This is a genomic window from Rhodopseudomonas palustris BisB18 (assembly GCF_000013745.1).
Classification (GTDB): domain Bacteria; phylum Pseudomonadota; class Alphaproteobacteria; order Rhizobiales; family Xanthobacteraceae; genus Rhodopseudomonas_A; species Rhodopseudomonas_A palustris_F.
In genome coordinates this window covers 3,078,056-3,102,233 of the sequence record NC_007925.1, presented here as the reverse complement: position 1 = coordinate 3,102,233, position 24,178 = coordinate 3,078,056, and the positions used below count along the sequence as shown (strand labels likewise).

Here is a 24,178-nt window from a genome sequence, read left to right as displayed (position 1 = left end):
CCTGTCCTATAAAAAGTCGGCGTGCGATTTGCAAAATCGTCTAAAATTGCCTGCCGTACGATCGGGAACGGCTGACGGGACTTGATCCCGGGATTTGGCCGCGTCAGGCGGCTTTTGGATTGAACGGACATCGTCTGATGCGGCTGCTGTTTCGGTTTATGGGCTTCCTGTTCGCGGCCGGAACCATCGTGTTCCTGGTCGGCGTGGCCGCGGCCGCCGGGCTGATCTGGCATTACTCCAAGGACTTGCCGGACTATTCGCAGCTGCAGGATTATGAGCCGCCGGTGATGACCAGGGTGCACGCCGCGGACGGCGCGCTGCTCGGCGAATATTCCAAGGAACGACGGCTGTATCTGCCGATACAGGCGGTGCCGAAAATGGTGATCAACGCCTTCCTCGCCGCCGAAGACAAGAACTTCTACGAGCACGGCGGCATCGACTATTCCGGCATGGCGCGCGCGGCGATTCTCTACGCGCAGAATTTCGGCTCCAACCGCAGGCCGCAGGGTGCCTCCACTATCACCCAGCAGGTCGCCAAGAACTTCCTTTTGACCAACGAGGTGTCGTTCACCCGCAAGATCAAGGAAGCCTTGCTGGCGATGCGCATCGAGCGCGCCTATTCCAAGGACAAGATCCTCGAACTGTATCTCAACGAAATCTATCTCGGGCTCGGCGCCTACGGCGTCGCCGCGGCTTCGCTGGTGTATTTCGACAAGTCGGTCAACGAACTGACGGTGGCCGAGGCGGCCTATCTGGCGGCGCTGCCGAAGGCGCCGGCGGCGCTGCATCCGATCCGCAACCGCGACCGCGCCATCGAGCGGCGCAATTACGTGATCGATCGGCTGCTGGAGAACGGCTGGATCAAGCAGGCCGATGCCGACAAGGCGCGCAAGGACCCGATGGCGGTGACCAACCGCACCAACGCCGCGCACATCTTCGCCGGCGAATATTTCGCCGAGGAGGTCCGCCGCGACGTGTTCGAGCGCTACGGCGAGAAGAAGCTTTATGAAGGCGGGCTGTCGGTGCGCACCACGCTCGATCCGAAGCTGCAGGTGATCGCGCGCAAGACCATGAGCGCCGGCCTCGTCACCTTCGACGAGGCGCAGGGCTGGCGCGGCGCCACCGCCAAACTCGACATCTCGGGCGACTGGGGCGTCAAGCTCGCCGACGTCAAGTCGCTGTCGGATATTTCGCCGTGGCGGATGGCGGTGGTGCTGGAGACCTCCGATCAATCGGCGCGCATCGGATTCCAACCGGGCCGCGAACTCGGCGGCGCGGTGCTGAAGGATCGCCAGATCGGCATCATCACGCTCGACGGGGTGAAATGGGCGAGGGCGGCCTCCGGGCCGCAGCGCGGTCGCACGCCCACCTCGGTGTCGCAGGTGCTGTCGCCGGGCGACATCATCTATGCCGACCCGTTGATCGCCAAGGACGGCAGCCTGGTCGAAGGCCAGTTCCGGCTGCGGCAATTGCCCGAAGTGTCCGGCGCCATGGTGGCGATGGACCCGTGGACCGGCCGGGTACTGGCGATGGTCGGCGGCTTCTCGTTCGACCAGAGCCAGTTCAACCGCGCGACGCAGGCCTATCGGCAGCCCGGCTCGTCGTTCAAGCCGCTGGTCTATTCGGCGGCGATGGACAACGGCTATACGCCGTCCACCGTGGTGGTCGACGCGCCGATCGAAATCGACCAGGGCCAGGGCGCCGGGGTGTGGCGTCCGGAGAACTATTCGACCGGCAAATATTACGGTCCGACCACGCTGCGCAACGCGCTGAAGCACTCGCTCAATACCGTGACGGTGCGGCTGGCGCAGGACGTCGGCATGCCGCTGATCGGCGAATACGCCAAGCGGTTCGGGGTCTACGACGAACTGCCGAACTATCTGTCCTATGCGCTCGGCGCCGGCGAAACCACGGTGATGCGGATGGTGACGGCCTATTCGATGTTCGCCAATGGCGGGCGCCGGGTGAAGTCGACGCTGATCGACCGCATCCAGGATCGCTACGGCCGCACCATCTTCAAGCACGACGCCCGCGAATGCCGCGGTTGCGACGCGCCCGAGGGATGGAAGAACCAGCCCGAGCCGCAACTGGTCGATCGCCGCGAACAGGTGCTCGACGCCATGACCGCCTACCAGATCACCTCGATGATGGAAGGCGTGGTGCAGGGCGGCACCGCGACCATCATGCGCGAAGTCGGCAAGCCGATCGCCGGCAAGACCGGCACCACCAACGACGAGAAGGACGCCTGGTTCATCGGCTTCTCACCGGACCTCGTGGTCGGGATCTATGTCGGCTACGACAAGCCGCGCAACCTCGGCCGCGGCGGTACCGGCGGCCATCTCGCCGCGCCGGTCGCCAAGGAGTTCATGAAGCTCGCTCTGGCCGACAAGCCGGCGATTCCGTTCCGCATTCCGGCCGGAATCAAATTGATCCGGGTCGACTCCAAGACCGGCACCCGCGCCGGACCCGGCGACGGCGGCCGCACCATCCTGGAAGCCTTCAAGCCCGGCACCGCGCCGCCGGACAATTACTCGGTGATCGGCGTCGCCGATGCCGAAGGCCGTTCGCTGACCGTATCGCCCGACGCCGACCGCTCGATCCTGCGCCCCGGCACCGGCGGGCTCTACTAGCGGGCCTATATTCGTGGTTCAGGCGATTGCGCTTTGCCGCAGTCGCCGCTACACCGCTGTCGCAATTTCCAACTGCGGCCAAGCCGCACATCAGGGCTTCCATGCGCGCTGAAATCGAAAGACTCGTCGAGGAGATCAAGCAGTCAGTCGGGCTGCTGAGGAGGCATCTTTGACGTCGATGCATCCACGGCCCGCCTCGCAGAGCTGAACAAGCTCGCCGAAGACCCCAATCTCTGGAACGATCCCCAGAAAGCCCAGAAACTGATGCAGGAGCGGACCTCGCTGGAGGATTCGCTCGGCGGCATCGGCAAGGTCGAGCGTGAGCTCACCGACAACGTCGACATGATCGAACTCGGCGAAGCCGAGAACGACGAAGGCGTGGTCGCCGAAGCCGAAGCCGCGCTGAAGGCGCTGAAGAAAGAGGTCGCGCGCCGCGAGCTCGAAGCGCTGCTGTCCGGCGAAGCCGACCGCTTCGATTCCTATCTCGAGGTCCACGCCGGTGCCGGCGGCACCGAGAGCCAGGACTGGGCCTCGATGCTGCTGCGGATGTACACCCGCTGGGCGGAGAAGCACGGCTTCAAGATCGAATATCTGGAAGAGACGCAAGGCGAAGAAGCCGGCATCAAATCCGCGACGATTCAGATCTCCGGCCACAACGCCTATGGCTGGCTGAAGACCGAGGCCGGCGTGCACCGGCTGGTGCGGATCTCGCCGTTCGACTCCAACGCGCGACGCCACACCTCGTTTTCGTCGGTGCAGATCTTCCCGGTGGTCGACAACACCATCAAGATCGACATCGCCGAAAGCGACGTCCGCGTCGACACCATGCGCTCGGGCGGCGCCGGCGGTCAGCACGTCAACAAGACCGAATCCGCGGTGCGGCTGACCCACATCCCGACCGGCGTGGCGGTGGTCTGTCAGGCCGGCCGCTCACAGCACAAGAACAAGGCGCAGGCCTGGGACATGCTGCGCGCGCGGCTCTACGAAATCGAATTGAAGAAGCGCGAAGAGCAGGCCGCCGCCGACCAGGCCGCCAAGACCGATATCGGCTGGGGCCACCAGATCCGCTCCTACGTATTGCAGCCCTATCAGATGGTGAAGGACCTGCGCACCGGCGTGCAGACCTCGGACACCGCGGGCGTGCTCGACGGCGATCTCGACGAGTTCATGGGCGCCACCTTGGCGCAGCGCGCCTTCGGCACCCCGCCGCCCTCGATCGAGGACGTGGATTAGTGACGCACGCCGCCTTGCCGCAGGTCGCCGTCATCGGTCTCGGACGGATGGGGCAAGGCATGGCGGGCCGCTATCTCGACGCCGGCTTCAGCGTCGCGCTGTGGAATCGCAGCAAGGCCAAGGCCAATGAACTGATCGCACGCGGCGCGCGCTTGGCCGCGTCGCCGGCGGAAGCCGCGCAAGGCGCAGACGCCATCGTGACCATGGTGGCGGACGATGCCGCTTCGACAACGGTGTGGCTCGGCGCGGACGGCGCCGCGCGGACGGCGAAACCGGGCGCGGTTGCGATCGAATGTTCGACCGTCTCCTATCAGCATGCGCTCGATCTCGGCCGCGAGCTGCGCGGCCGTGGTCTCGTCTATATTGATTGCCCGGTCACCGGGCTGCCGGATGCCGCGGCCAGCGGAAAACTCACTCTCCTGGTCGGCGCCGAGCCCGCCGATCTCGAACGCGCGCGGCCGTTCCTCGCGCCGCTCGGCGAGACCATCCGGCATTTCGGTCCGGTCGGCGCCGGCACGGTCTACAAGCTGATCAACAATCTGATGGGCGCGATCCAGATCGCCGGTCTCGCCGAAGGTCTCGCCATTGCCGAACAGGCCGGGCTCGACATGAAGCTGGTGCTGGACTCGATCAAGAGCGGCGTCACCGCGAGCCCGCAAGTGATCAAGCATGCGCCGCGCATGGTGGCGCGGGATTTTTCCAACGCGACGTTTACGGCGGCGCTTCGCCACAAGGACGCCGCCTATGCGGTGGTGTTGGCGGAAAGCTTGTTGCCGGATCTGCCGGTGTCTCGCGCGACCGTCGCAGCTTACGGCAAGGCCACAGCCCACGCGCCCGACGACGACGAGGGCCGGATCATCGAGACGGTGTCGCGGCCGAAGTCATCGACCGCGTGATCGTCCGGCGCGGTACTAACCCGCCCCCGCCAACCTCACCCCCGCGCGCAAAAATTTCTGCGGGTCGACCGCTTCGCCGTCGATGCGGGTTTCGTAATGCAGATGCGGGCCGGTGGAGCGGCCGGTCGAGCCGACCTCGCCGATGACTTGCCCGATCTTGATCGCATCGCCGACTTTCACGTTGATCTCCGACAGATGGCCGTAGCGGGTGGCGAGGCCGTTGCCATGGTCGACTTCGATCATGCGGCCGTAGCCGCCGGCCCAGCCCGACGAGGTCACCTTGCCGTTGGCGGTGGCGCGCACCGGATCGCCCATCGCGGCGCGGAAATCCAACCCGGTATGCATCGCCGGGCGACCGAGGAACGGATCGGTGCGCACCCCGAAGCCCGAGGTGAATTCCACTTCGCCGATCACCGGCTTGCGATACGGCACCAGCGACAGCGTGCGGTTCAGCCGTTCGACCTGGGCGCGGCTGATGTTGATCCGATAGAGCTGGCGTTCGAACGCGCCGGAGCCCGCCGCCGGCGGTTTCAGCGGCACGAACGGCCCGCCCATGCCGCCGCGCGGCGCGGAGGCCTCCATCTGCGCGACGTCGAGCCCAAGATCGCTGAGCACGCCACGCATCCTGCGGGCGCGGGAATCGAAGCTTTCCTCGACGAAGCCGAGCACCGCGATCTGCTTGGTCTCGACCTGGTCGAGCGAGCGCTCCAGCTTGCCGATCACATTATCGACGCCCTGGTTCTTGGCATATTGGTTGAGCGGCGGCGCGGCGATCTGCGGGGTGCGGGATTCCAGCCGGGCTTCGCGGTCCGGCGGCGCTACGAAGATTACGGTGTTGCTGATCGGCGACGGCTTCGGAATCCCCGAGGAGGTGCCGATGTCTGAAGCGGCGCCGCGTTGCGGCTTGATCGAGCCGGTCACCGCGACGTCGGGCAGGCCACTGAGCGCGGTGGCGCGCGACTCCAGCAGGCTCTGGCGACGCATCACCTGGTCGAGCTTCTGGTCGAACTGTTCCTGGTCGAGCAATTGCCGGCTAGTGGTGCGGTCGACCTTGGCGCGTAGCTCGGCAATGCGGTCCTCATAGGCGTATTGCATCTCGGCCTGGCGGGCGATCAGCCTTGTCAGCACGTCGTCGCGGAATGCGAAATAGGTCGCCGTCGCCGCCGACCAGGCGCCCAGCGCCACCACGCTGCCGACCACGATCCAGAACACCACCGGCCCGAACCGCACCTGCCGGCCGGCATGCACCAGGGCGTAGCCGTTCTTTGCCGGTTGCGGACGGGGCTGCTGCTGAGCGGGGGCGGGGCGCCGGGGTTGGGCTCGTCCGTGATCGTGGGCGTGGTGCTGCAGGGATTCGGAATAAGGACCTGTACGGTAGGACATTGGGGCTCCCGCGCCGGCCGGAAAACCGCTTCCATCGGCTCAACTCGCGGGCGGATTTGACCCCCTCATGGTTAATATTTGGAGAACGCTATCACTCCAATTCGATCGCTGCCGCCAGCACCTCGTCGGCATGGCCGTCAACCTTGACGTTGCGCCAGATCTTGCCGACGCGGCCGTCCTTGCCGATCAGCACCGTGGTGCGAAGAATGCCTTGAAAGATCTTGCCGTACATCGATTTTTCGCCCCAGACGCCATACGCTTCGAGGATCTGATGGGTCTCGTCGGACAACAGCGGCGTGGTCAGTTGGTACTTGTCGCGAAATGCATCCTGGGCCTTCAGATTGTCGGCGGAGATGCCGAGCACGCCGATCCCGGCGGTCGCGAAGGCGTCGGCCAATCGGGTGAAGTCGATCGCCTCTTTGGTGCAGCCCGGGGTGCTGGCGCGGGGATAAAAGAAAACCACCAACTTGCGTCCGGCAAAGCTGTGCGAAGATACCATGCCGCCGCCGTCGCGCGGCAGTTCGAAGGCCGGTGCTGCGTGCCCCTCTGCAAGGACGCCCTTGCTACTCCGCGGCGGCGCTTCGACGACCGGCGCAGCGACAACCGGTTTGGCACCCGCCGCCTCCACGGCTTGGGCGGCTTGCGCCGCCGCCGGTTTTGCGACGACGGCAGGTTTGATCGCGGCCGGCTTGGCGGCGACCGGCTTGGCTGCCACGGCGGCGACCGGCTTAGCTGCGACGTCAGCTGCGACGGGCTTGGCCGCCGCTGGCTTGGCCGCGGTAGGCTTGGCCGCCGCCGGTTTGACCGCCGCCGGTTTGACCGCGCGTTTGGCAATCGCCGTGGCGGGCGCTTTGGTCGCAGCGGCCTTGGCGCGGAGCGGCTTTAATGTTTTTGACGGTGCATTATGAGATGATTCGGCGGCGGACTTGCGGGTCTTGCTGGCATTCGGCTTCACCGACATCTTGGCTGCCGACTTCGCAGATGCCTTTGTGGATAGCTTGGCCGTTGGCTTGGCAGTTGGCTTGGCATTTGGCTTGGCGGTTTCTTTGGGCTTTGCCGCAGCGCGCTTGGTGATCGCTGGTTTGGAGGATTTCTTGCGCGTTTGCTTGGACATACGCCTTCCTTTCGTCGCTTTCGGTAGGTCAATAATCGTGGGATTGCGGATGTCGTGGCAAGGCTGCCGCTGCTGGGCAAGTCCGCCGACGTCGGGGTATGGTTACAAGGGATTCGAGACGCCAGCCATCCCCGCGCGTTGAATGGTCCGCAAGGGCCGCAAGAGGAATTTGGTTATCAACCGAGGATTGGCAGCAATGCCGCCAAAGGAGCGCAGCCTGCTCACCGGCGAGCGACCGTCCGGCGGCGAACAGGCATCCACTCCGCGCTCCCACCGAGAGGCAATGGCCAAGAATCATTCGACCCAGGTTCCGGAGTCGCGCGCTGGTCACCCGCCGCCGCATTGTGGTGATGACCATTGGCATCATGACCATGACGAGGCCGGCTGGCAGCGTGCGCGCGCCTTGCTGTCCGGGTCGCGGCTCGGGTTTCACTATGTCGGCGACCGCCTCGGGGCGATCGCGCATTGGATTATAGGCGAGCGCTGGGTGACGCGGGTCCTGATCACCGTCGTGGTGCTCGGGGTGATCTTCACCGCCTGCTTCGGCGGGCTGTGGTTGCGGCTCGGCGCCGGACCGATCAATCTGGACATGGCGACGCCGTGGCTGGCCGCGGCGATCGAAGACAACATCGGCAACGGCAACACCGTCGAGGTCGGCGGCACCCAGATCGAGCGCGCCGGGCGGATTCGCGTCGCGGTGCGGCTGCGCAACATCGTGGTGCGCGACCGTGATCACGTCATCGTCGCGACCGCGCCGAAGGCCGAGGTGCGGCTGTCCGGCTCGGCGCTGCTCACCGGCCGGCTGCGCGCGGAAAGCCTCAATTTGGTGGACGCCGAGCTCGCGGTCCGCATCACGCCGGACGGCCAGGTGACCGTGTCGACCGGGGACACCAACCGCCCGTTGGCCACCGGGGTCGCTTCGCCGCGACGCATCGGGGTGCCGGGCGCATCGGCCGAGCCATCCACGTCGGCAGCCGGGACGCCGGTGCCGCAGCCCGCGGCTCCTGCCGACAGCCAGGAGGCCTTCTCCGGACTGCTCGCCGGTCTCGATTGGCTCGACAGCCTGAGCCTCACCGGGCTCGACGGTCAGAACCTCAACGAGATCGGTTTGAAGAACGGCAACCTGGTGGTCGACGATCAGCAGCGTGGCAACCGCTGGAATTTCGAGAACATCACGCTCAGCCTGCGCCGCCCGAGCAAAGGCGGCGTCGCCATGAGCGTCGGCGAAGAGGCGGTGGCCGGCGAGGACAACGCGCGCGCCTGGTCGCTGCGGGTCGCGGTCGGCGCGCCGTCGAATGGCGTGCGGTCGGTGGAAATCCGTGCCAACAACGTCCCCACCCAGAATATCCTTTTGGCGCTGCGGCTGAAGGACGTGACCTACAGCGCCGATCTGCCGCTCAGCGGCGAACTGCAGGGCGAACTCGGCCGCGACGGGCTGCCGACCTATTTCCGCGGCAAGATCACCGCCGGCGCCGGCCATATCACCGACAGCGACACGCCGGACTATCCGATGGCGATCGACCAGGGCGAGATCAATCTGGAATGGGATTCCGGACGACGGGTTCTGGTCGCGCCGTTCAAGGTGATCTCTGGAGCCAATCGGGTGACGCTGCTGGCGCACCTTGAAGCGCCAAACGACAACATCCCGGATTGGCGGCTCGGCTTCAGCGGCGGCACCATCGTGCTGCCCGGCAGCGAGGGCGAGGCACCGCTGATCTTCAACCGTATCGCGATCGGGCTGCGCTTCGATACCGACAATCGCCGGATCATTCTGACCCAGGCGGACATCAGCAACGGCGAGATCGGCGTCGCCGGCACCGGCAGCATCGATTATTCCGGAGAGCCGCGGCTGAAACTGGGATTTGCCGGAACGCCGATGTCGCTGTCGGCGCTGAAGCGGATGTGGCCGATTCTGATCGTCCCCGAACTACGCGAATGGGTGATCGAGCGGATCGACAAGGGATCGATCCAGCGCATCGACATCGGCGTCAACTCGCCGGTGAAGAACTTGTCGCGCCGCGGTCCGCCGATCCCCGACGACGGGCTCGCCGTCAACATCGTGGCGACCGGGGCGATGATTCATCCGGTCGACGACATGCCGTCGATTCGCGACGGCGATCTCAAGGCGCGCGTCACCGGTCGCACCGCCACGGTCACGATCGGCCAGTCGGTCGCCGACACCCCGCAGGGGCGCAGGCTCAACCTGTCCGATATCGTGTTCGAGGTGCCGGATCTGGCGCCGAAGCCGGCGCCGGCGCGGGTCAGGTTCCGGCTCGACGGACCGGTCGCCGCGGTGGCGGAAATTCTCTCCTCCGATCGGCTCAGCGAGTTCAGCGCCGTGCCGATCGATCCGAATTCCAGCAAAGGGACGGTCTCGGCGCAAGTCGCGCTCGGCATGCCGATCAAACGCGAACTCACCAAGGTCGACACTAGCTACAATATCACCGCAGACCTCAACGGTTTCTCCGCCGACAAGCTGGTGATGAACCAGAAGCTCGAGGCCGCCACGCTGAAGGTGATTGCCAACAATCAAGGCTACCAAGTCAAGGGCGACGTCAAGATCAACGGCCAAGCGGCGGCGCTCGACTATCGCAAGCCCAATGACGGCGACGCGGAGATCAAGCTGCAGGCGACGCTCGACGACGCCGGCCGGGCGCGGCTCGGTTTCGATCTCGGCACCGCGGTGACCGGCGCGATGCCGATCAAGCTCAGCGGCAAGATCGGCGATCCGGACAAGGAAAACCGGCTCGCGATCGATGCCGATCTGACGGCGATGAAGCTCGACAACCTGCTGCCCGGCTGGGTCAAGCTTTCGGGCAAGTCCGGCCGTGCGGTGTTCAATCTGGTTCAGAAGCCGCAGTCGACGAGGCTGGAGGATATCGTTGTCGACGGCAGCGGCTCCAGCATCAAGGGCTCGGTTGAAATCGATCAGAACGGCGATCTGCTGAATGCCAATTTTCCGAGTTACGCGCCGTCCGATGGCGACAAAGCCTCGCTGAAGGCCGAACGCGGCGCGGACGGGGTGGTGAAGGTGACGATGCGCGGCGACGTGTTCGATGGTCGCGGCTTCATCAAATCCGCGATGTCCGGCAAGGAGAGCGATCCCAAGAGCAAGACCAAGGCGATCGATTACGACATCGACGTCAAGCTCGGCGCGGTTGCCGGCTATTTCGGTGAAGCCGTGCGCAGCGTCGACGTCAAGTTGTCGCGACGCAACGGCGCGATCCGAACTTTTTCGCTGGGCGGCAAGCTCGGGCGCGATACCGCGCTGACCGGCGATCTGCGTGGCCGCGGCCAGGGCCGCGAAGTGCTCTATCTGGAAACCAACGACGCCGGCGCGTTCTTCCGCTTCGCCGACATCTACGCCAAGCTGTTCGGCGGCCAGTTGACGCTGGCGATGGATCCGCCGACCGCCGAGCCGCGCGAACGGGAAGGGCTGCTCAACGTCCGCGATTTCTCGATCAAGGGCGAGGCGGCGCTCGAGCGCGTCGCCCCCAGCGGGACCAACGGCGCGCAATCCAACGTGGTGTTTTCGCGGATGCGCGCGGAGTTCACCCGGCAGAACGGCCAACTTACGATCCGCGAGGGCGTGGTCAAAGGGCCGATGGTCGGCGCCACCATCGAAGGCAGTATCGACTACCCCGCCAACCAGGTGCGGATGAGCGGCACCTTCGTGCCGATGTACGGCTTGAACAACATGTTCGGCCAGATCCCGATCGTCGGCCTGTTTCTCGGCGGCGGCAACGAGGGACTGATCGGAATCACCTACGAGATCGTCGGCTCGCCGGGCCAGCCGGTGTGGCGGATCAACCCGATCTCAGCGATGGCGCCCGGCGTGCTGCGCAAGATCTTCGAATTCGGCACCGGCAAGCAGAACAACAACAACGATTTCCCGATGCCGAACAACTGACGCCCGACGCGGCCCGGGCGTCAGCGATCGGGCTCAGGCGGCGCGGACGCCGGCGAGGAAGGTGTTGACCTCGCCGGAGAGCTGTCCGGCCTGCTTCGACAGGTTGGCGGCCGAACTGAGCACCAGATTGGCGGCGCCGCCGGTCTCGTTGGCGGCGGTGCTGACGCCGCCGATATTGGTGGTGACGGCCTGGGTCGCCTGCGCGGTCTGGGTGACGTTGCGGGCGATCTCGGCGGTGGCGGCGCCTTGCTCCTCGATCGCCGAGGCGATCGTGGTGGCGATCGCGCTGACTTCTTCGATAGTGGCGGTGATGCCTTCGATCGCGCTGACGGCCTCCTTGGTGGCGGCCTGGATCTGCGCGATGCGGTTGCCGATCTCCTTGGTGGCTTCCGCGGTCTGCCCGGCCAGGCTCTTGACTTCGGAGGCGACCACCGCAAAGCCGCGGCCGGCGTCGCCGGCACGCGCCGCCTCGATGGTGGCGTTGAGCGCCAGCAGGTTGGTCTGGCCGGCGATGCTGGAGATCAATTCGGCGACGTGTTCGATCTGCTGGGCGCCGTCCGACAGCGCGCGGACGATGGTGTCGGTGCGCCTTGCGCTCTCCACCGCGTGGCTGCTGATTTTTGCCGATTGCGCGACCTGGCGGCTGATCTCGGTGATCGACGAGGTGAGTTCTTCCGCCGCCGAGGCCACGGTCTGCACCCGCGTGCTGGCTTCTTCGGCGGCCGACGACACCACGGTGGCCTGCTGATTGGTGCGATCCGCGGTGCCGGTCATCGACCGCGCGGTGGTTTCCAGATCGGACGAGCTCGAGGCCATCAGCCCGACCAGATGGCCGACCGAGGCATCGAAGCGATCGGCCAGCGCCAGCAGCGCCTCGCGCTTTTCGGTTTCGCTGCGCTGCTTCAACACCGCCTGTTCGCTCTCCAGGTTGCGCGCGGTGAGGGCGGTCTTGCGCAGCATTTCCAGCGTCTCGGCCATCCGGCCGATCTCGTCGCCGCGGTCGGTCTCGCCGACCACCTCGTCGAGCGATCCGGTGGCGATGTTCTGCATGCGGGTCTGTTGCCGCTGCAAGGCACCCAGCACGTCGCGGGCGATCAGCCACGACAGCAGCCCCATCAGCGCCAGGACGCCGGCGCCGATCGAACTGAGCTTGATCAGCAGCGCGCGGACGTCGGCGTCGAGATCGTCGACATAGATGCCGGCGGCGATGGCGATATTCCACGGTTTAAACACCCGCGCGAACACCAATTTGGTGATCGGCGTGACCTGTCCCGGCCGCGGCCAGAGGTAGGTGGTGGTGCCTCCCTCGCTGTTGGCCACAGCGGCTTCGACGATCGATCTCGTGACTTCCACGCCGTTGGAATCTTTGGTGCCGGTGATCTTGTCTTCCAGCTTGGCGTCGGACGCGTTCATCATCACGCTGAGGTTCGTCACCCGGTAAGCCGCCGGATAGCCCTGTCCGGCGCTGAACCTCATCCCCGCGGCGCGGGCGCGAAATTGCAGCTCCGCTTCCGCCTGAGTGAGCTTGCCGGCGATCACCTCGTTCTGCAGCGATGTCGCCAGGCCGGTGACGATATCCACCACCGAGCGCAATTCCGCAGTGCGGTCGTGCATCATGCGGCTCTGGCTGAGCGAGGCGGCCACCGCGACGGTGACGCAAACGGCCGCAGCCGATAGCAGCACCATGCTGGAAATTTTGGTGCGAATTGTGAATCGGCTGAGTAGGTTCATGGCGACCTCTGATCTGAAACTGGGTCACAAACTACGCGTTCAGTTCCTTCCGATTAGTGAAATTACCGGTGCAATCCTTCGAACCTCCGGGATGTTACGGAGGTCGTCCAGCACCAAGAGAACGTAAGGCGAGCAATGCGCGCGGTTATTCACGCATCACGTGCAAATCGAGGCAGACAATGCGCCGCTAACCGCGGCTGTGGTGATTGCCAGTCGACAATTCAGCGCGTGTAGTTGGAGAAATGCAGCGTGAGGTTGTTAGCTCGGGCGCAGCAGCACGTGCTTCTTCTTGCCCATCGACAGCTTGATCACGCCGTCGGCGGTGAGATCGGCCGCGGTCAACGCCATCTTCTCGTCGGTCACCGCGACGTCGTTGACCTTGAGGCCGCCGGCCTTGATCTGGCGCCGCGCCTCGCCGTTAGAGGCGACCAGCCCGGTCTTCTCGGCGAACGCCACCAGCACGCCGAGACCGGCGTCGAGTTCGGCGCGCGACAGTTCGACGGTCGGCAGATCGCTCGCTGTGCCGCCCTGTTCGAAGGTGGTGCGGGCGGTGGCTTCGGCCTTGTCGGCGGCCTCCCGGCCATGGATCAGCGCGGTGGCCTCGGTCGCCAAGATCTTCTTGGCCTCGTTGATGTCCTGGCCCTGCAGCGCCGCCAGCCGCGCCACTTCGTCGAGCGGCAGCAGCGTGAACAGCTTGAGGAAGCGCTCGACGTCGGCGTCCTCGGTGTTGCGCCAGTATTGCCAGTAGTCGTAGGCCGACAGCATGTCGCCGTTGAGCCAGACCGCGCCGGCGGCGGTCTTGCCCATCTTGGCGCCGGACGAGGTGGTGAGCAGCGGGCAGGTCAAGGCGTGCAGCTGATGCGTGCCCATGCGGCGGCCGAGATCGACGCCGGTGACGATGTTGCCCCATTGGTCGGAGCCGCCCATCTGCAGATTGCAGCCGTAGCGCCGCGCCAATTCTACGAAGTCGTAGGACTGCAGGATCATGTAGTTGAATTCGATGAACGACAATTCCTGCTCGCGCTCGAGCCGCATCTTGACCGAATCCATGGTCAGCATGCGGTTGATCGAGAAATGCCGGCCGACGTCGCGCAGCATCTCGATGTAGTTCAGCTTGGTCAGCCATTCGGCGTTATCGGCCATCACGGCATCGCTCTTGCCATCGCCGAATCTGATGAACTTGGCGAAGGTGCCCTTGATCGAGTCCTTGTTGGCGTCGATCTGCTCGTAAGTGAGGATCTTGCGGGTTTCGTCGCGGCCGGAGGGGTCGCCGACCCGCGTGGTACCGCCGCCCATCAGCGCGATCGGCTTGTTGCCGGTGGCCTGCAGCCAATGCAGCATCATGATCGACAACAGATGGCCGACATGCAGCGATGCCGCGGTGCAATCGTAGCCGACATAGGACACCACTTCGCCGCGCGTAGCCAGCGCGTCCAGCGAGTCCGGATCCGAAATTTGATGAATGAAGCCGCGGCTTTGCAGAACATTCAGAAAATCTGATTTAAATGCAGTCATCGCTGTGGGATCCGGCTCATTGTTATTTCACGCTGTCGGCATTGAGTTGCGGCGCGTTTCGGGAAGGGACTGCCGAATGGCGGCGCCCTGTGGCATTATAAGAAGTGGTTGCGTGACACAAGTTGGACGTTGGCGGACGAGCGCCGCCCCCTGGAGGTGCCCATGCTGATGACCGCGATCGGGTTGATGAGCGGCACCTCGCTGGACGGGGTGGATGTCGCCTTGATCAAGACCGACGGCCGGCGGGTCAGCGCGCTCGGGCCGACCGGCTATCGGCCCTACAGCGATGCCGAACGCAGCCTACTGCGCCAGGCGCTGGCGGAGGCGGGGCAACTGACCCGGCGCGACGACCGGCCGGGCAGTCTCGGCGAAGCCGAACGCATGGTAACGCTGGCCCATGCCGAGGCGGCGGCCAACTTCACCGCGCAGCACGGCATCGCCCGCGAGGACGTCGATATCGTCGGGTTTCACGGCCAGACCGTGCTGCATCGCCCAGCGCAGAAACTCACGGTGCAGATCGGCGACGCCGCGGCCTTGGCTAAGGCGATCCGGGTTCCGGTGATGCATGATTTCCGCGCCGCGGACGTCGCCGCCGGCGGGCAGGGCGCGCCATTGGTGCCGGTCTATCACCGCGCGCTGGCGCAGTCGCTGGACCGCAGCGGTCCGCTTGCGGTGGTGAATATCGGCGGAGTCTCCAACATCAGCTATATCGATGGTCATGAGACGCTGATCGCCTGCGATACCGGCCCCGGCAATGCGTTGCTCGACGATTTCGTGCTGCGGGTGAGCGGTCAGCCGTTCGACGCCGAAGGCCGGCTGGCGGCGCAGGGGCAGGTCGACGAGGCCTGGGTCGCGGCCGCCCTGCAGCATCCGTTCTTCGCCGCGCCGCCGCCGAAATCATTGGATCGCAATGAATTTGCCGCGCTCGCTCTGCCGAAGCTGACGCCGGCCGATGGCGCCGCCACGCTGACCGCATTCACCGCGGGCGCGATCGCCGGGATCGTGCCGCTGCTGCCGAAGCTGCCGCTGAGCTGGATCGTCACCGGCGGTGGTGCCCGCAATCTCTCGTTACTGCGGATGTTGCGCGAAAAACTGGCGCCGGCCAGCGTCGAGAACGCCGATGCGCTGGGCTGGTCGGCCGACGCCATGGAGGCGCAGGCGTTCGGCTTTCTCGCCGCGCGCGGTCTGAAGGGCCTGCCGCTGACCTATCCGCAGACCACCGGGGTGGTGATCCCGATGACCGGCGGGCGGATCGCGCGGCCGTAGATTGAAAGGCGTAGACGTAGGGTGGGCAAAGCGCAGCGTGCCCACCGCGGTGCGGCTGGTGGGCACGGCGCAAGAGCGCCTTTGCCCACCCTACGATTTTGGTCACCGCACGTTGGCGAGCCGCATGTCGAGATAGCCGGTGACCGATTCCATCAACGGCTGCAATTTGCCGTCGAAGAAGTGGTTGGCGCCGGGGATGATGTGCTGGTCGATGACGATGCCCTTCTGGGTCTTCAGCTTTTCGACCAGGGTGTTGACGTCCTTCGGCGGCACCACGGCGTCCTTTTCGCCATGTACGATCAGGCCCGAGGACGGGCAGGGCGCCAGGAACGAGAAGTCGTAGAGGTTGGCCGGCGGCGCGATCGAGATGAAGCCTTCGACCTCGGGGCGGCGCATCAGAAGCTGCATGCCGATCCAGGCGCCGAACGAGAAGCCGGCGACCCAGCAGGCGCGGGCTTCCGGATTGATGGTCTGCGCCCAATCCAGCGCCGAGGCGGCATCGGACAATTCGCCGGTGCCGTGGTCGAACGAGCCCTGGCTGCGGCCGACGCCGCGGAAATTGAACCGCAGCACCGAAAAGCCGCGATGCACGAAAGCGTAATAGCACTGGTAGATAATCTGGTGATTCATGGTGCCGTGGAACTGGGGATGCGGATGCAGCACCATGGCGATCGGCGCATTCTTCTGCTTGGCCGGATGATAGCGGCCTTCCAATCGACCTGCGGGACCGGTGAAAATAACTTCAGGCATTGATTTTCCTTGGCAGAATCAGCCGACGTGGGGCGGGCTTTCGAGCTCTGCGCAGACCAGGCCGTGCAAATGGAGAGCGATCAGTGCCATTGCAGCGGGCCAACGGCGATTGAATGGAGGTCGCGTTCTAGCATAGGGCCAGGGGCCAATTGCAAGCATATTGAGCAGCACGGCGGTCAAGCACCGGGTTCCATTGGCATTTGGCGCTGCGGCCACCTAGATGTGCAGGCAGCAGCGGAGTTCAATTTGACGGCGGCACGGGTCTATCTGGATTGGAACGCGACCACGCCGCTACGCGAGGAAGCTCGCGCGGCCATGGCGGCGGCGTTCGAGCTCGGCAATCCGTCGTCGGTACATGCCGAGGGCCGCAGGGCCCGTGGCGCGGTCGAGGGCGCCCGCGAGGCGGTCGCGGCAGCGGTCGGAGCTCGCCCACAGGAGGTGATTTTCACCTCGGGCGGTACTGAAGCCAACGCGCTGGCGCTCACGCCCGGGTTGAAGAACTCCGGCAAGTCGCTTGATCGATTGATCATTTCATCGATCGAGCACGCCTCTGTGCTGGCCGGCGGGCGGTTCGCCGCCGATCGCATCAACGCGATTGCGGTCGACCGCTCCGGGGTCGTCGATCTCGAGCATCTGCGGCAACTGCTTGAGACCGAAGGCCCCGCATTGGTCTCGGTGATGCTGGCCAATAACGAGACCGGCGCAATCCAGCCGATCGCGGCGGTGGCGGAACTGGTGCACCAAGCGGGTGGCCTCCTGCACGTCGACGCGGTCCAGGCGCTCGGCAAGATACCATTCGATATCAAGGCCTTGGCTGCCGATCTGCTCTCGGTCTCGGCGCACAAGCTGGGCGGCCCGAAGGGCGTCGGCGCGCTGATCCTGGCGGAGGGCGTCGCACTTTCTGAGCCGCTGCTGCGCGGCGGCGGCCAGGAACTGGGCCGGCGCGCCGGAACCGAGAACGTCGCCGGCATTGTCGGCTTCGGTGCGGCGGTGAAAGCGGCGATCGCGGCGCTTCCGGCGGACGCCGAGCGGGTGCAAAAGCTGCGGCAAAAGCTGGAAAAAATCTTGCGGCAAACCCAAGGCAGCGTGATTTTCGCCGACGGCGTGCCGCGGCTGCCCAACACCACGCTGGTCGGGCTGCCGGGGCTCAAGGCGGAGACTGCGGTGATCGGTTTCGACCTCGCCGGGATCGCGGTGTCGTCAGGGTCGGCGTGTTCTTCGGGGAAAGTACAACCCTCGCATGTACTGCGGGCGATGCAGGTCGACGACGCGCTGACCCGCAGCGCGATTCGCATCAGCCTGGGCTGGTCCACCACCGACGCCGACATCGAACGCTGCGCGGAGGGCTGGCGAAAGCTGGTGGGATCATTAATTACAAGGGATGATGAAACAGAGCTTGAACGGTTCCAAACTAGCTGATTTCATGCTCGCAGTTGCGTAATATAATTCAACCATTCCACCGTGGTCCTTGAAACCGCGAGCGGAGGATAGAATGCCGGCTGAACAAGAGACGGTCGAACGGGTGCGCCGTGTCGACGTCGATCAGTATAAGTATGGTTTCGAGACCGACATCGAATCCGACAAGGCCCCGAAGGGGCTGTCGGAAGACACCGTCAGGTTCATCTCAGCAAAGAAGAACGAACCGGACTGGATGCTGCAGTGGCGGCTGGAAGCCTACCGCCGCTGGCTGACCATGACCGAGCCGACCTGGGCGCGCGTCGACTATCCCAAGATCGACTATCAGGATCTGTATTACTACTCGGCGCCGAAGAAGAAGCCGCAGCTGTCCTCGATCGACGAGATCGATCCGGAGATTCTCAAGACCTACGAGAAGCTCGGCATTCCGTTGCGCGAAGTCGAGGTGCTGGAAGGCGTGGTGCGGCCCGAGGGCGAGCGTCGCGTCGCGGTCGATGCGGTGTTCGATTCGGTGTCGGTCGCCACCACGTTCCAGAAAGAGCTGAAGGCGGCCGGCGTGATCTTCATGCCGATCTCGGAAGCGATCCGCGAACACCCTGACCTGGTGAAGAAATATCTCGGCACCGTGGTGCCGACCACCGACAACTACTTCGCGACGCTGAACTCCGCGGTGTTCTCCGACGGCTCTTTCGTCTATGTGCCGCCGGGCGTGCGTTGCCCGATGGAGCTGTCGACCTATTTCCGCATCAACGAGCGCAACACCGGGCAGTTCGAACGCACCCTGATCATCGCCGACCAGGGCGCCTATGTGTCGTATCTCGAAGGCTGCACCGCGCCGCAGCGCGACGAGAACCAGCTGCACGCCGCGGTGGTCGAGCTCATCACCCATGACGACGCCGAGATCAAATATTCGACGGTGCAGAACTGGTACCCCGGAAATTCCGAAGGCATCGGCGGCATCTACAATTTCGTCACCAAGCGCGGCGATTGCCGCGGCAAGAACTCGAAGATCTCCTGGACCCAGGTCGAAACCGGCTCGGCGATCACCTGGAAATATCCGAGCTGCATTCTGCGCGGCGATGGCTCGCGCGGCGAGTTCTATTCGATCGCGATCTCCAACGGCTATCAGCAGGTCGATAGCGGCACCAAGATGATCCATCTCGGCAAGAACACCACCAGCCGGATCATCTCCAAGGGCATCGCCGCCGGCAAATCGCAGAACACCTATCGCGGCCTCGTCACCGCGCATCGCAAGGCCACCGGCGCGCGCAACTTCACCGCCTGCGATTCGCTGCTGATCGGCGACCAGTGCGGCGCCCACACCGTGCCTTACGTCGAGGCGAAGAATTCCTCGGCGCTGTTCGAGCACGAAGCCACCACCTCGAAGATTTCCGAGGACGTGCTGTTCTACTGCGTGCAGCGCGGGCTCAGCCAAGAAGAGGCGGTCGGCCTGGTCGTCAACGGCTTCGTCAAGGACGTGCTGCAGCAATTGCCGATGGAGTTCGCCGTCGAGGCGCAGAAGCTGATCTCGATCTCGCTGGAGGGGAGCGTGGGATGAGTGGTTCGGACGATGGCCTCCGGCACGACGTTTGGATCAATGTTGGTCAGGACGGAAGTGTCACGCTGCCGACCGCTTTGCTCGCCGCCGCGCGTATCGAGCCGGGTGGACGGGTCATGGTTCGCGTGGTTGACGGCGTCGTCGAGTTGCTGTCGCACATGAGCGTTGCGATCGAAATTCAGCAGATGATCGACAAGGGGATCGACCCAGGCCCTGTCTTGAAGGCTCTTCCTGGCGTCGACGGACTGATCGTGGAACGTCGACTTGAATTTTTGAGGGAGGAACAGAAGGCCAGCGCGCAACACGATGCCGCAGAGTAGCAAAGTCGTCGTCTTCGATGCGTCCGCGGTGCTTGCGGTCGCGTTGCACGAGCCGGGTCATCAGGCGCTGCTCGGGCTCGAAAGTCCGGTGTTGGTTTCTGCCGTCAATCTTTCCGAGGTGAGATCGCGATTGTGGGACAAAGGCAATTCGGCGACGGCGATTGACGAGGTGCTGGCCGGGATCGAAATGGCGATCGTCGCATTCGATGCCGAGCAGGCGAGGGTTTCGGCGGAATTACAGCCGCTGACGCGAGCGTTGGGATTGTCGTTGGGAGATCGGGCCTGCCTCGCTCTGGCGATGCAGACAGGGGCGGTGGCCTACACGGCGGACCGGGCGTGGGCGAGGGTCGATCTGCCGGTTGAAGTTCGCGTCATCAGATAACGGAATGAACGGTGGCCCTGCGCAATGAGAAGAACCAACCGCAAGGTCGTTAGCAAGATGGTGCGGAATTTGCACGGCCACAAATGACCATAGCTCATCGCCCGGGATGGTCGCAAAGCGGACATCCCGGACAATGAACGACCAACTTGGACGAACTCGAACCAAGACGAACTCGAACTAAGACGTACTCGTACTAACCAACTAAGTGAGCGACGGAATTACTGACGATCATCCCGTGGGGGGCGTCGAAGCGCACCGCGGAATGGCGGCGAGGATAGAGGACGGACAACACCATGGCATTGCTTGAAGTCAAAAATCTCCAGGTCCGGGTCGAGGAACGCGAGATCCTTCATGGCCTGACGCTCTCCGTCAATGCCGGCGAGGTGCATGCCATCATGGGGCCGAACGGCTCCGGCAAATCGACGCTGAGCCACGTCATCGCCGGCAAGCCGGGCTATCAAGTCACCGGCGGCGAGATCCTGTTCAAGGGCGAGGACCTGTTGGAGATGGCGCCGGACGTGCGCGCCGCCAAGGGCGTGTTCCTGGCGTTCCAGTATCCGGTGGAAATTCCCGGCGTCGCCACCATGACCTTCCTGCGCACCGCGCTGAACGCCCAGCGCAAGGCGCGCGGCGAGGGCGAATTCTCCACCCCGGATTTCCTGAAGAAAGTGCGCGAAGTCGCCGCCTCGCTCGGCATTCCGCAGGAGATGCTGCGCCGCGGCGTCAACGTCGGGTTTTCCGGCGGCGAGAAGAAGCGTAACGAAGTGCTGCAGATGGCGCTGTTCCAGCCGAGCCTGTGTATTCTCGACGAGATGGATTCCGGGCTCGACATCGACGCGCTGCGGGTCGCGGCCGACGGCGTCAACAAGCTGCGCTCGCCGGATCGCGCCATGGTGGTGATCACCCACTATCAGCGGCTGCTCGACTACATCGTGCCCGACGTGGTGCACGTGATGTCGAAGGGCCGGGTGGTGAAAAGCGGCGGCAAGGAACTGGCGCTCGAACTCGAAGCTACCGGCTATGCGCAATATGCGGAAGCCGCGGCCTGACGTCGCCTCGACCAAAACGGATTTTGTGATGAATGTTGCAGCGACACAGATAGCACCCGTAGCTTCGGCCAGCGCCTTCGACGCGGTGCGCGCCCGGCTGCCGGGATCGGAGCCGGTGACCGAGCGGCGCCAGGCCTCGTTCGAGGCCTATGCCAGCAAGGGCCTGCCGAACCGCCGGATCGAGGACTGGAAATACACCGATCTGCGCGTCTTGATGCGCGAGGTGCTGCCGCTGGCGGCGGCGCCGGACGAGGCGGCGCTGCAGCGCGCCGCCGCGGCGCTGGCGCAGCTTGAAACCCGCGACACCACCAAGCTGGTGCTGGTCGACGGCGTGTTCGCGCCGTCCTTGTCCGACCACGCCGGGCTCGAGGCTGCGATCGAGATCCGTTCGCTCGCCGACGTGCTTGGCGACGACGGCAACGCCAGCCGCGCCGATCTGTTGAACATCAAGGCCAGCGCCGATGCGATGATTTCGCTGAACGCGGCGATGGCCACCGACGGCGTGTTGATCACCGTCGCCGACGGCGCCAGCGTCGGCAAGCCGATCCATATCGTCCACGTGGCGACGCAGTCGAAGGCGGCGTCCTACACCCGGTCGTTCCTGAAGCTCGGCAACGGTGCCCGCGTGACCTTCGTGGAGAGTTTCGTCGGCGCTGCGGGAGCTGCGAGCTACCAGGCCAACGACGCGGTGGTGATCTGGGTCGGCGACGGTGCCGAACTCGAACACGTCCGGTTGATGGAAGACGCACTCGACGCGATCAACATTTCCACCGCGGTATTCACGGTCGGCGCCAAGGCCAAGCTCAACACCTTGAACCTGACCTCGGGCGGCGGCGTCAGCCGCTACCAGGGCTTCGTCAGCATCGCGGGCGAGGGCGCGCACGTCGCCACCAACGGCGTCAATCTTTTGAAGGGCACCCAGCACGGCGACACCACGCTGGTGCTCAATCATGTGGTGCCGCATTGCACCAGCCGCGAGGTGTTCCGCGCAGTGCTCGATGGCCGGGCGCATTCGGTGTTCCAGGGCCGCATCAACGTGCATCAGCCGGCGCAGAAGACCGACGCCAAGATGATGACGCGGGCGCTGCTGTTGTCCGACGAGGCCGAGGCCGACAACAAGCCGGAGCTGGAAATTTTCGCCGACGATGTCACCTGCGGCCATGGTTCGACCACCGGCGCGTTGGATGAATCGTTGTTGTTTTATCTGCGGGCGCGCGGGCTGAGCGAAAAGGACGCGCAATCGCTGTTGATTCAGGCCTTCATCGGCGAGGCGATCGAATCGATCGCCGATGACGGCCTGCGCGAGCTGGCGATCGCCGCCGGCGAGCGCTGGTTGGAGGCACGTTCATGACGACACATCCCGCGGTTTCCAATGGAAGCTATGACGTCGCGCGTGTGCGCGAGGATTTCCCCGCGCTGGCGCTCAAGGTCTATGGCAAACCGCTGATCTATCTCGACAACGCCGCCTCGGCGCAGAAGCCGCGGGTGGTGCTGGATCGCATGACGCAGGCCTATGAGAACGAATACGCCAACGTGCATCGCGGGCTGCATTATCTCGCCAACGCGGCGACCGAGGCCTATGAGGGCGGCCGCGCGCGGGTCACCAGCTTCCTCAACGCCAGGCGGCCGGAAGAGATCATCTTCACCCGCAACGCCACCGAGGCGATCAACCTCGTGGCGTCGTCGTGGGGCGCGCCCAATATCGGCGAGGGCGACGAGATCGTGCTCTCGATCATGGAGCACCATTCCAACATCGTGCCGTGGCATTTCCTGCGCGAACGCCAGGGCGCGGTGATCAAATGGGCGGAGGTCGACGACGACGGCAACTTCCTGCTGGAAGAATTCGAAAAGCAGCTGACGGCGAAGACCAAGCTGGTCGCGATCACCCAGATGTCGAACGCGCTCGGCACCGTGGTGCCGGTCAAGGAGGTGGTGCGGATCGCGCACGCCCGCGGCATTCCGGTCTTGGTCGACGGCAGCCAGGCCGCGGTGCATATGGCGATCGACGTCCAGGACATCGACTGCGACTTCTACGTCATGACCGGCCACAAGGTTTATGGCCCGACCGGGATCGGCGTATTGTACGCCAAATACGATCACCTGGTGGCGATGCGGCCGTATTGCGGCGGCGGCGAAATGATCCGCGAAGTGTCGCGCGACGTCGTGACTTATGGCGATCCGCCGCACAAATTCGAGGCCGGCACGCCGGCGATCGTCGAGGCGGTGGGATTGGGCGCCGCGATCGACTACGTCAATTCGATCGGCAAAGCGCGGATCGCGGCGCACGAGCACGATCTGTTGGACTACGCCCAGGCGCAGCTGCGCGAGATCAATTCGGTGCGCATCATCGGCACCGCCCGCGACAAGGGGCCGGTGATCTCGTTCGAGATGAAGGGCGCGCATCCGCACGACATCGCCACGGTGATCGACCGCTCCGGCATCGCGGTGCGCGCGGGAACTCACTGCGTGATGCCGCTTTTGGAGCGATTCCAAGTCACCGCGACGTGTCGGGCCTCGTTTGGGATGTATAACACCCGCGAGGAAGTCGACCAATTCGTACAGGCGCTGATCAAGGCGCGGGATTTGTTCTCATGACAGATACTGTCGAAGCCCGAACCAGCAACATGCAAACCTCGTCGGCGCTGCCGCCCGAGGAGACCGAACGTCTCGGCAGCGACATCGTCGCGGCGCTGAAGACGGTGTTCGATCCGGAAATTCCGGCCGACATCTACGAACTCGGGCTGATCTACAAAGTCGACATCAAGGACGACCGCACCGTCGAGGTCGATATGACGCTGACCACGCCGAACTGCCCGGCTGCCGCCGAACTGCCGATCACCGTGGAGAACGCGGTGGCCAGCGTGCCCGGCGTCGGCGTCGTCACCGTCAACATCGTCTGGGAGCCGCCGTGGACCCCGGAGCGGATGACCGACGAGGCGCGGCTTGTGCTGAATATGTGGTGAGGCGCCGGCCCGGCGCACGACCAGCTCGAGATAACCACCGGCGGCCTTGAACCGCTGCGAGG

At 64.7% G+C, this 24,178-nt stretch carries 18 protein-coding genes; 13 read left to right on the top strand and 5 right to left on the bottom strand.

The window, feature by feature from the left end; genetic code table 11:
* Window positions 1–137: 137 nt before the first annotated feature.
* The 3 genes from RPC_RS14300 to RPC_RS14290 all read left to right on the top strand — a co-directional run bounded on the left by RPC_RS14300 (window position 138) and on the right by RPC_RS14290 (window position 4,759).
* The gene (locus RPC_RS14300; RefSeq protein WP_011473296.1) at window positions 138–2,630 is read left to right on the top strand and encodes a penicillin-binding protein 1A; all 2,493 of its coding nucleotides are present in this window, start codon (window positions 138–140) and stop codon (window positions 2,628–2,630) included.
* A gap of 101 nt (window positions 2,631–2,731) precedes the next feature.
* A protein-coding gene (gene prfB / locus RPC_RS14295; RefSeq protein ID WP_157043209.1) for a peptide chain release factor 2 occupies window positions 2,732–3,863 on the top strand; the annotation gives its coding sequence in 2 pieces (ribosomal slippage) (window positions 2,732–2,800 and window positions 2,802–3,863; 1,131 coding nt in all).
* 14 nt (window positions 3,864–3,877) lie between these two features.
* Window positions 3,878–4,759, top strand: a complete 882-nt coding sequence (locus tag RPC_RS14290; RefSeq protein WP_041802861.1) for an NAD(P)-dependent oxidoreductase — start codon at window positions 3,878–3,880, stop codon at window positions 4,757–4,759.
* Between the two features lie 15 nt (window positions 4,760–4,774).
* Here RPC_RS14290 and RPC_RS14285 read toward each other — a convergent pair whose 3' ends face one another.
* Window positions 4,775–6,142, bottom strand: a complete 1,368-nt coding sequence (locus tag RPC_RS14285; protein WP_011473293.1) for a M23 family metallopeptidase — start codon at window positions 6,140–6,142, stop codon at window positions 4,775–4,777.
* Between the two features lie 91 nt (window positions 6,143–6,233).
* Window positions 6,234–7,103 (bottom strand): peroxiredoxin, encoded by an 870-nt coding sequence (locus RPC_RS25510; RefSeq protein ID WP_080507390.1) that lies wholly within the window; start codon window positions 7,101–7,103, stop codon window positions 6,234–6,236.
* Between the two features lie 349 nt (window positions 7,104–7,452).
* Between RPC_RS25510 and RPC_RS14275 the strand changes: the two genes are divergently transcribed.
* Entirely contained in the window at window positions 7,453–11,166 is a 3,714-nt protein-coding gene (locus tag RPC_RS14275; RefSeq protein ID WP_011473291.1) for a DUF3971 domain-containing protein, read from the top strand.
* 33 nt (window positions 11,167–11,199) lie between these two features.
* Here RPC_RS14275 and RPC_RS14270 read toward each other — a convergent pair whose 3' ends face one another.
* Window positions 11,200–12,897: a methyl-accepting chemotaxis protein gene (locus tag RPC_RS14270; protein WP_011473290.1), complete on the bottom strand. Its 1,698-nt coding sequence runs from the start codon at window positions 12,895–12,897 to the stop codon at window positions 11,200–11,202.
* Between the two features lie 258 nt (window positions 12,898–13,155).
* Window positions 13,156–14,412: a tyrosine--tRNA ligase gene (gene tyrS, locus RPC_RS14265; protein ID WP_011473289.1), complete on the bottom strand. Its 1,257-nt coding sequence runs from the start codon at window positions 14,410–14,412 to the stop codon at window positions 13,156–13,158.
* A 162-nt stretch (window positions 14,413–14,574) separates the two neighbouring features.
* On the opposite strand from tyrS, the gene RPC_RS14260 reads away from it, so the two are divergent.
* Window positions 14,575–15,678 (top strand): anhydro-N-acetylmuramic acid kinase, encoded by a 1,104-nt coding sequence (locus RPC_RS14260; protein WP_041801836.1) that lies wholly within the window; start codon window positions 14,575–14,577, stop codon window positions 15,676–15,678.
* Between the two features lie 102 nt (window positions 15,679–15,780).
* Here the strand turns inward: RPC_RS14260 and RPC_RS14255 are convergent, their stop codons facing one another.
* A complete protein-coding gene (locus RPC_RS14255) occupies window positions 15,781–16,428 on the bottom strand; it encodes an alpha/beta hydrolase (RefSeq protein WP_011473287.1) in 648 nt (215 codons plus the stop codon).
* A 246-nt stretch (window positions 16,429–16,674) separates the two neighbouring features.
* Here RPC_RS14255 and RPC_RS14250 point away from each other — a divergent pair, with 246 nt between their 5' ends.
* The 8 genes from RPC_RS14250 (at window position 16,675) to RPC_RS14215 (ending at window position 24,116) form a co-directional block, all read left to right on the top strand.
* The gene (locus RPC_RS14250; RefSeq protein ID WP_011473286.1) at window positions 16,675–17,847 is read left to right on the top strand and encodes a cysteine desulfurase family protein; all 1,173 of its coding nucleotides are present in this window, start codon (window positions 16,675–16,677) and stop codon (window positions 17,845–17,847) included.
* A gap of 73 nt (window positions 17,848–17,920) precedes the next feature.
* A complete protein-coding gene (gene sufB / locus RPC_RS14245) occupies window positions 17,921–19,402 on the top strand; it encodes a Fe-S cluster assembly protein SufB (RefSeq protein ID WP_011473285.1) in 1,482 nt (493 codons plus the stop codon).
* Window positions 19,399–19,722 carry a hypothetical protein gene (locus tag RPC_RS14240; RefSeq protein WP_041801834.1) on the top strand — a complete coding sequence of 108 codons (324 nt, stop codon included), beginning with the start codon at window positions 19,399–19,401 and terminating at the stop codon, window positions 19,720–19,722. The genes sufB and RPC_RS14240 overlap by 4 nt, the downstream gene beginning before the upstream one ends.
* Window positions 19,709–20,104 carry a type II toxin-antitoxin system VapC family toxin gene (locus tag RPC_RS14235; protein ID WP_011473284.1) on the top strand — a complete coding sequence of 132 codons (396 nt, stop codon included), beginning with the start codon at window positions 19,709–19,711 and terminating at the stop codon, window positions 20,102–20,104. Before RPC_RS14240 ends, RPC_RS14235 begins: the two co-directional genes overlap by 14 nt.
* A 293-nt stretch (window positions 20,105–20,397) precedes the next feature.
* Window positions 20,398–21,153, top strand: a complete 756-nt coding sequence (gene sufC / locus RPC_RS14230) for a Fe-S cluster assembly ATPase SufC (protein ID WP_011473283.1) — start codon at window positions 20,398–20,400, stop codon at window positions 21,151–21,153.
* Between the two features lie 28 nt (window positions 21,154–21,181).
* Window positions 21,182–22,504: a Fe-S cluster assembly protein SufD gene (sufD, locus tag RPC_RS14225; protein ID WP_041802859.1), complete on the top strand. Its 1,323-nt coding sequence runs from the start codon at window positions 21,182–21,184 to the stop codon at window positions 22,502–22,504.
* Complete coding sequence (locus tag RPC_RS14220; RefSeq protein ID WP_011473281.1) at window positions 22,501–23,748, top strand: cysteine desulfurase; 1,248 nt, start codon at window positions 22,501–22,503, stop codon at window positions 23,746–23,748. The genes sufD and RPC_RS14220 overlap by 4 nt, the downstream gene beginning before the upstream one ends.
* A complete protein-coding gene (locus RPC_RS14215; RefSeq protein WP_011473280.1) occupies window positions 23,745–24,116 on the top strand; it encodes an SUF system Fe-S cluster assembly protein in 372 nt (123 codons plus the stop codon). Before RPC_RS14220 ends, RPC_RS14215 begins: the two co-directional genes overlap by 4 nt.
* Window positions 24,117–24,178 lie beyond the last annotated feature (62 nt).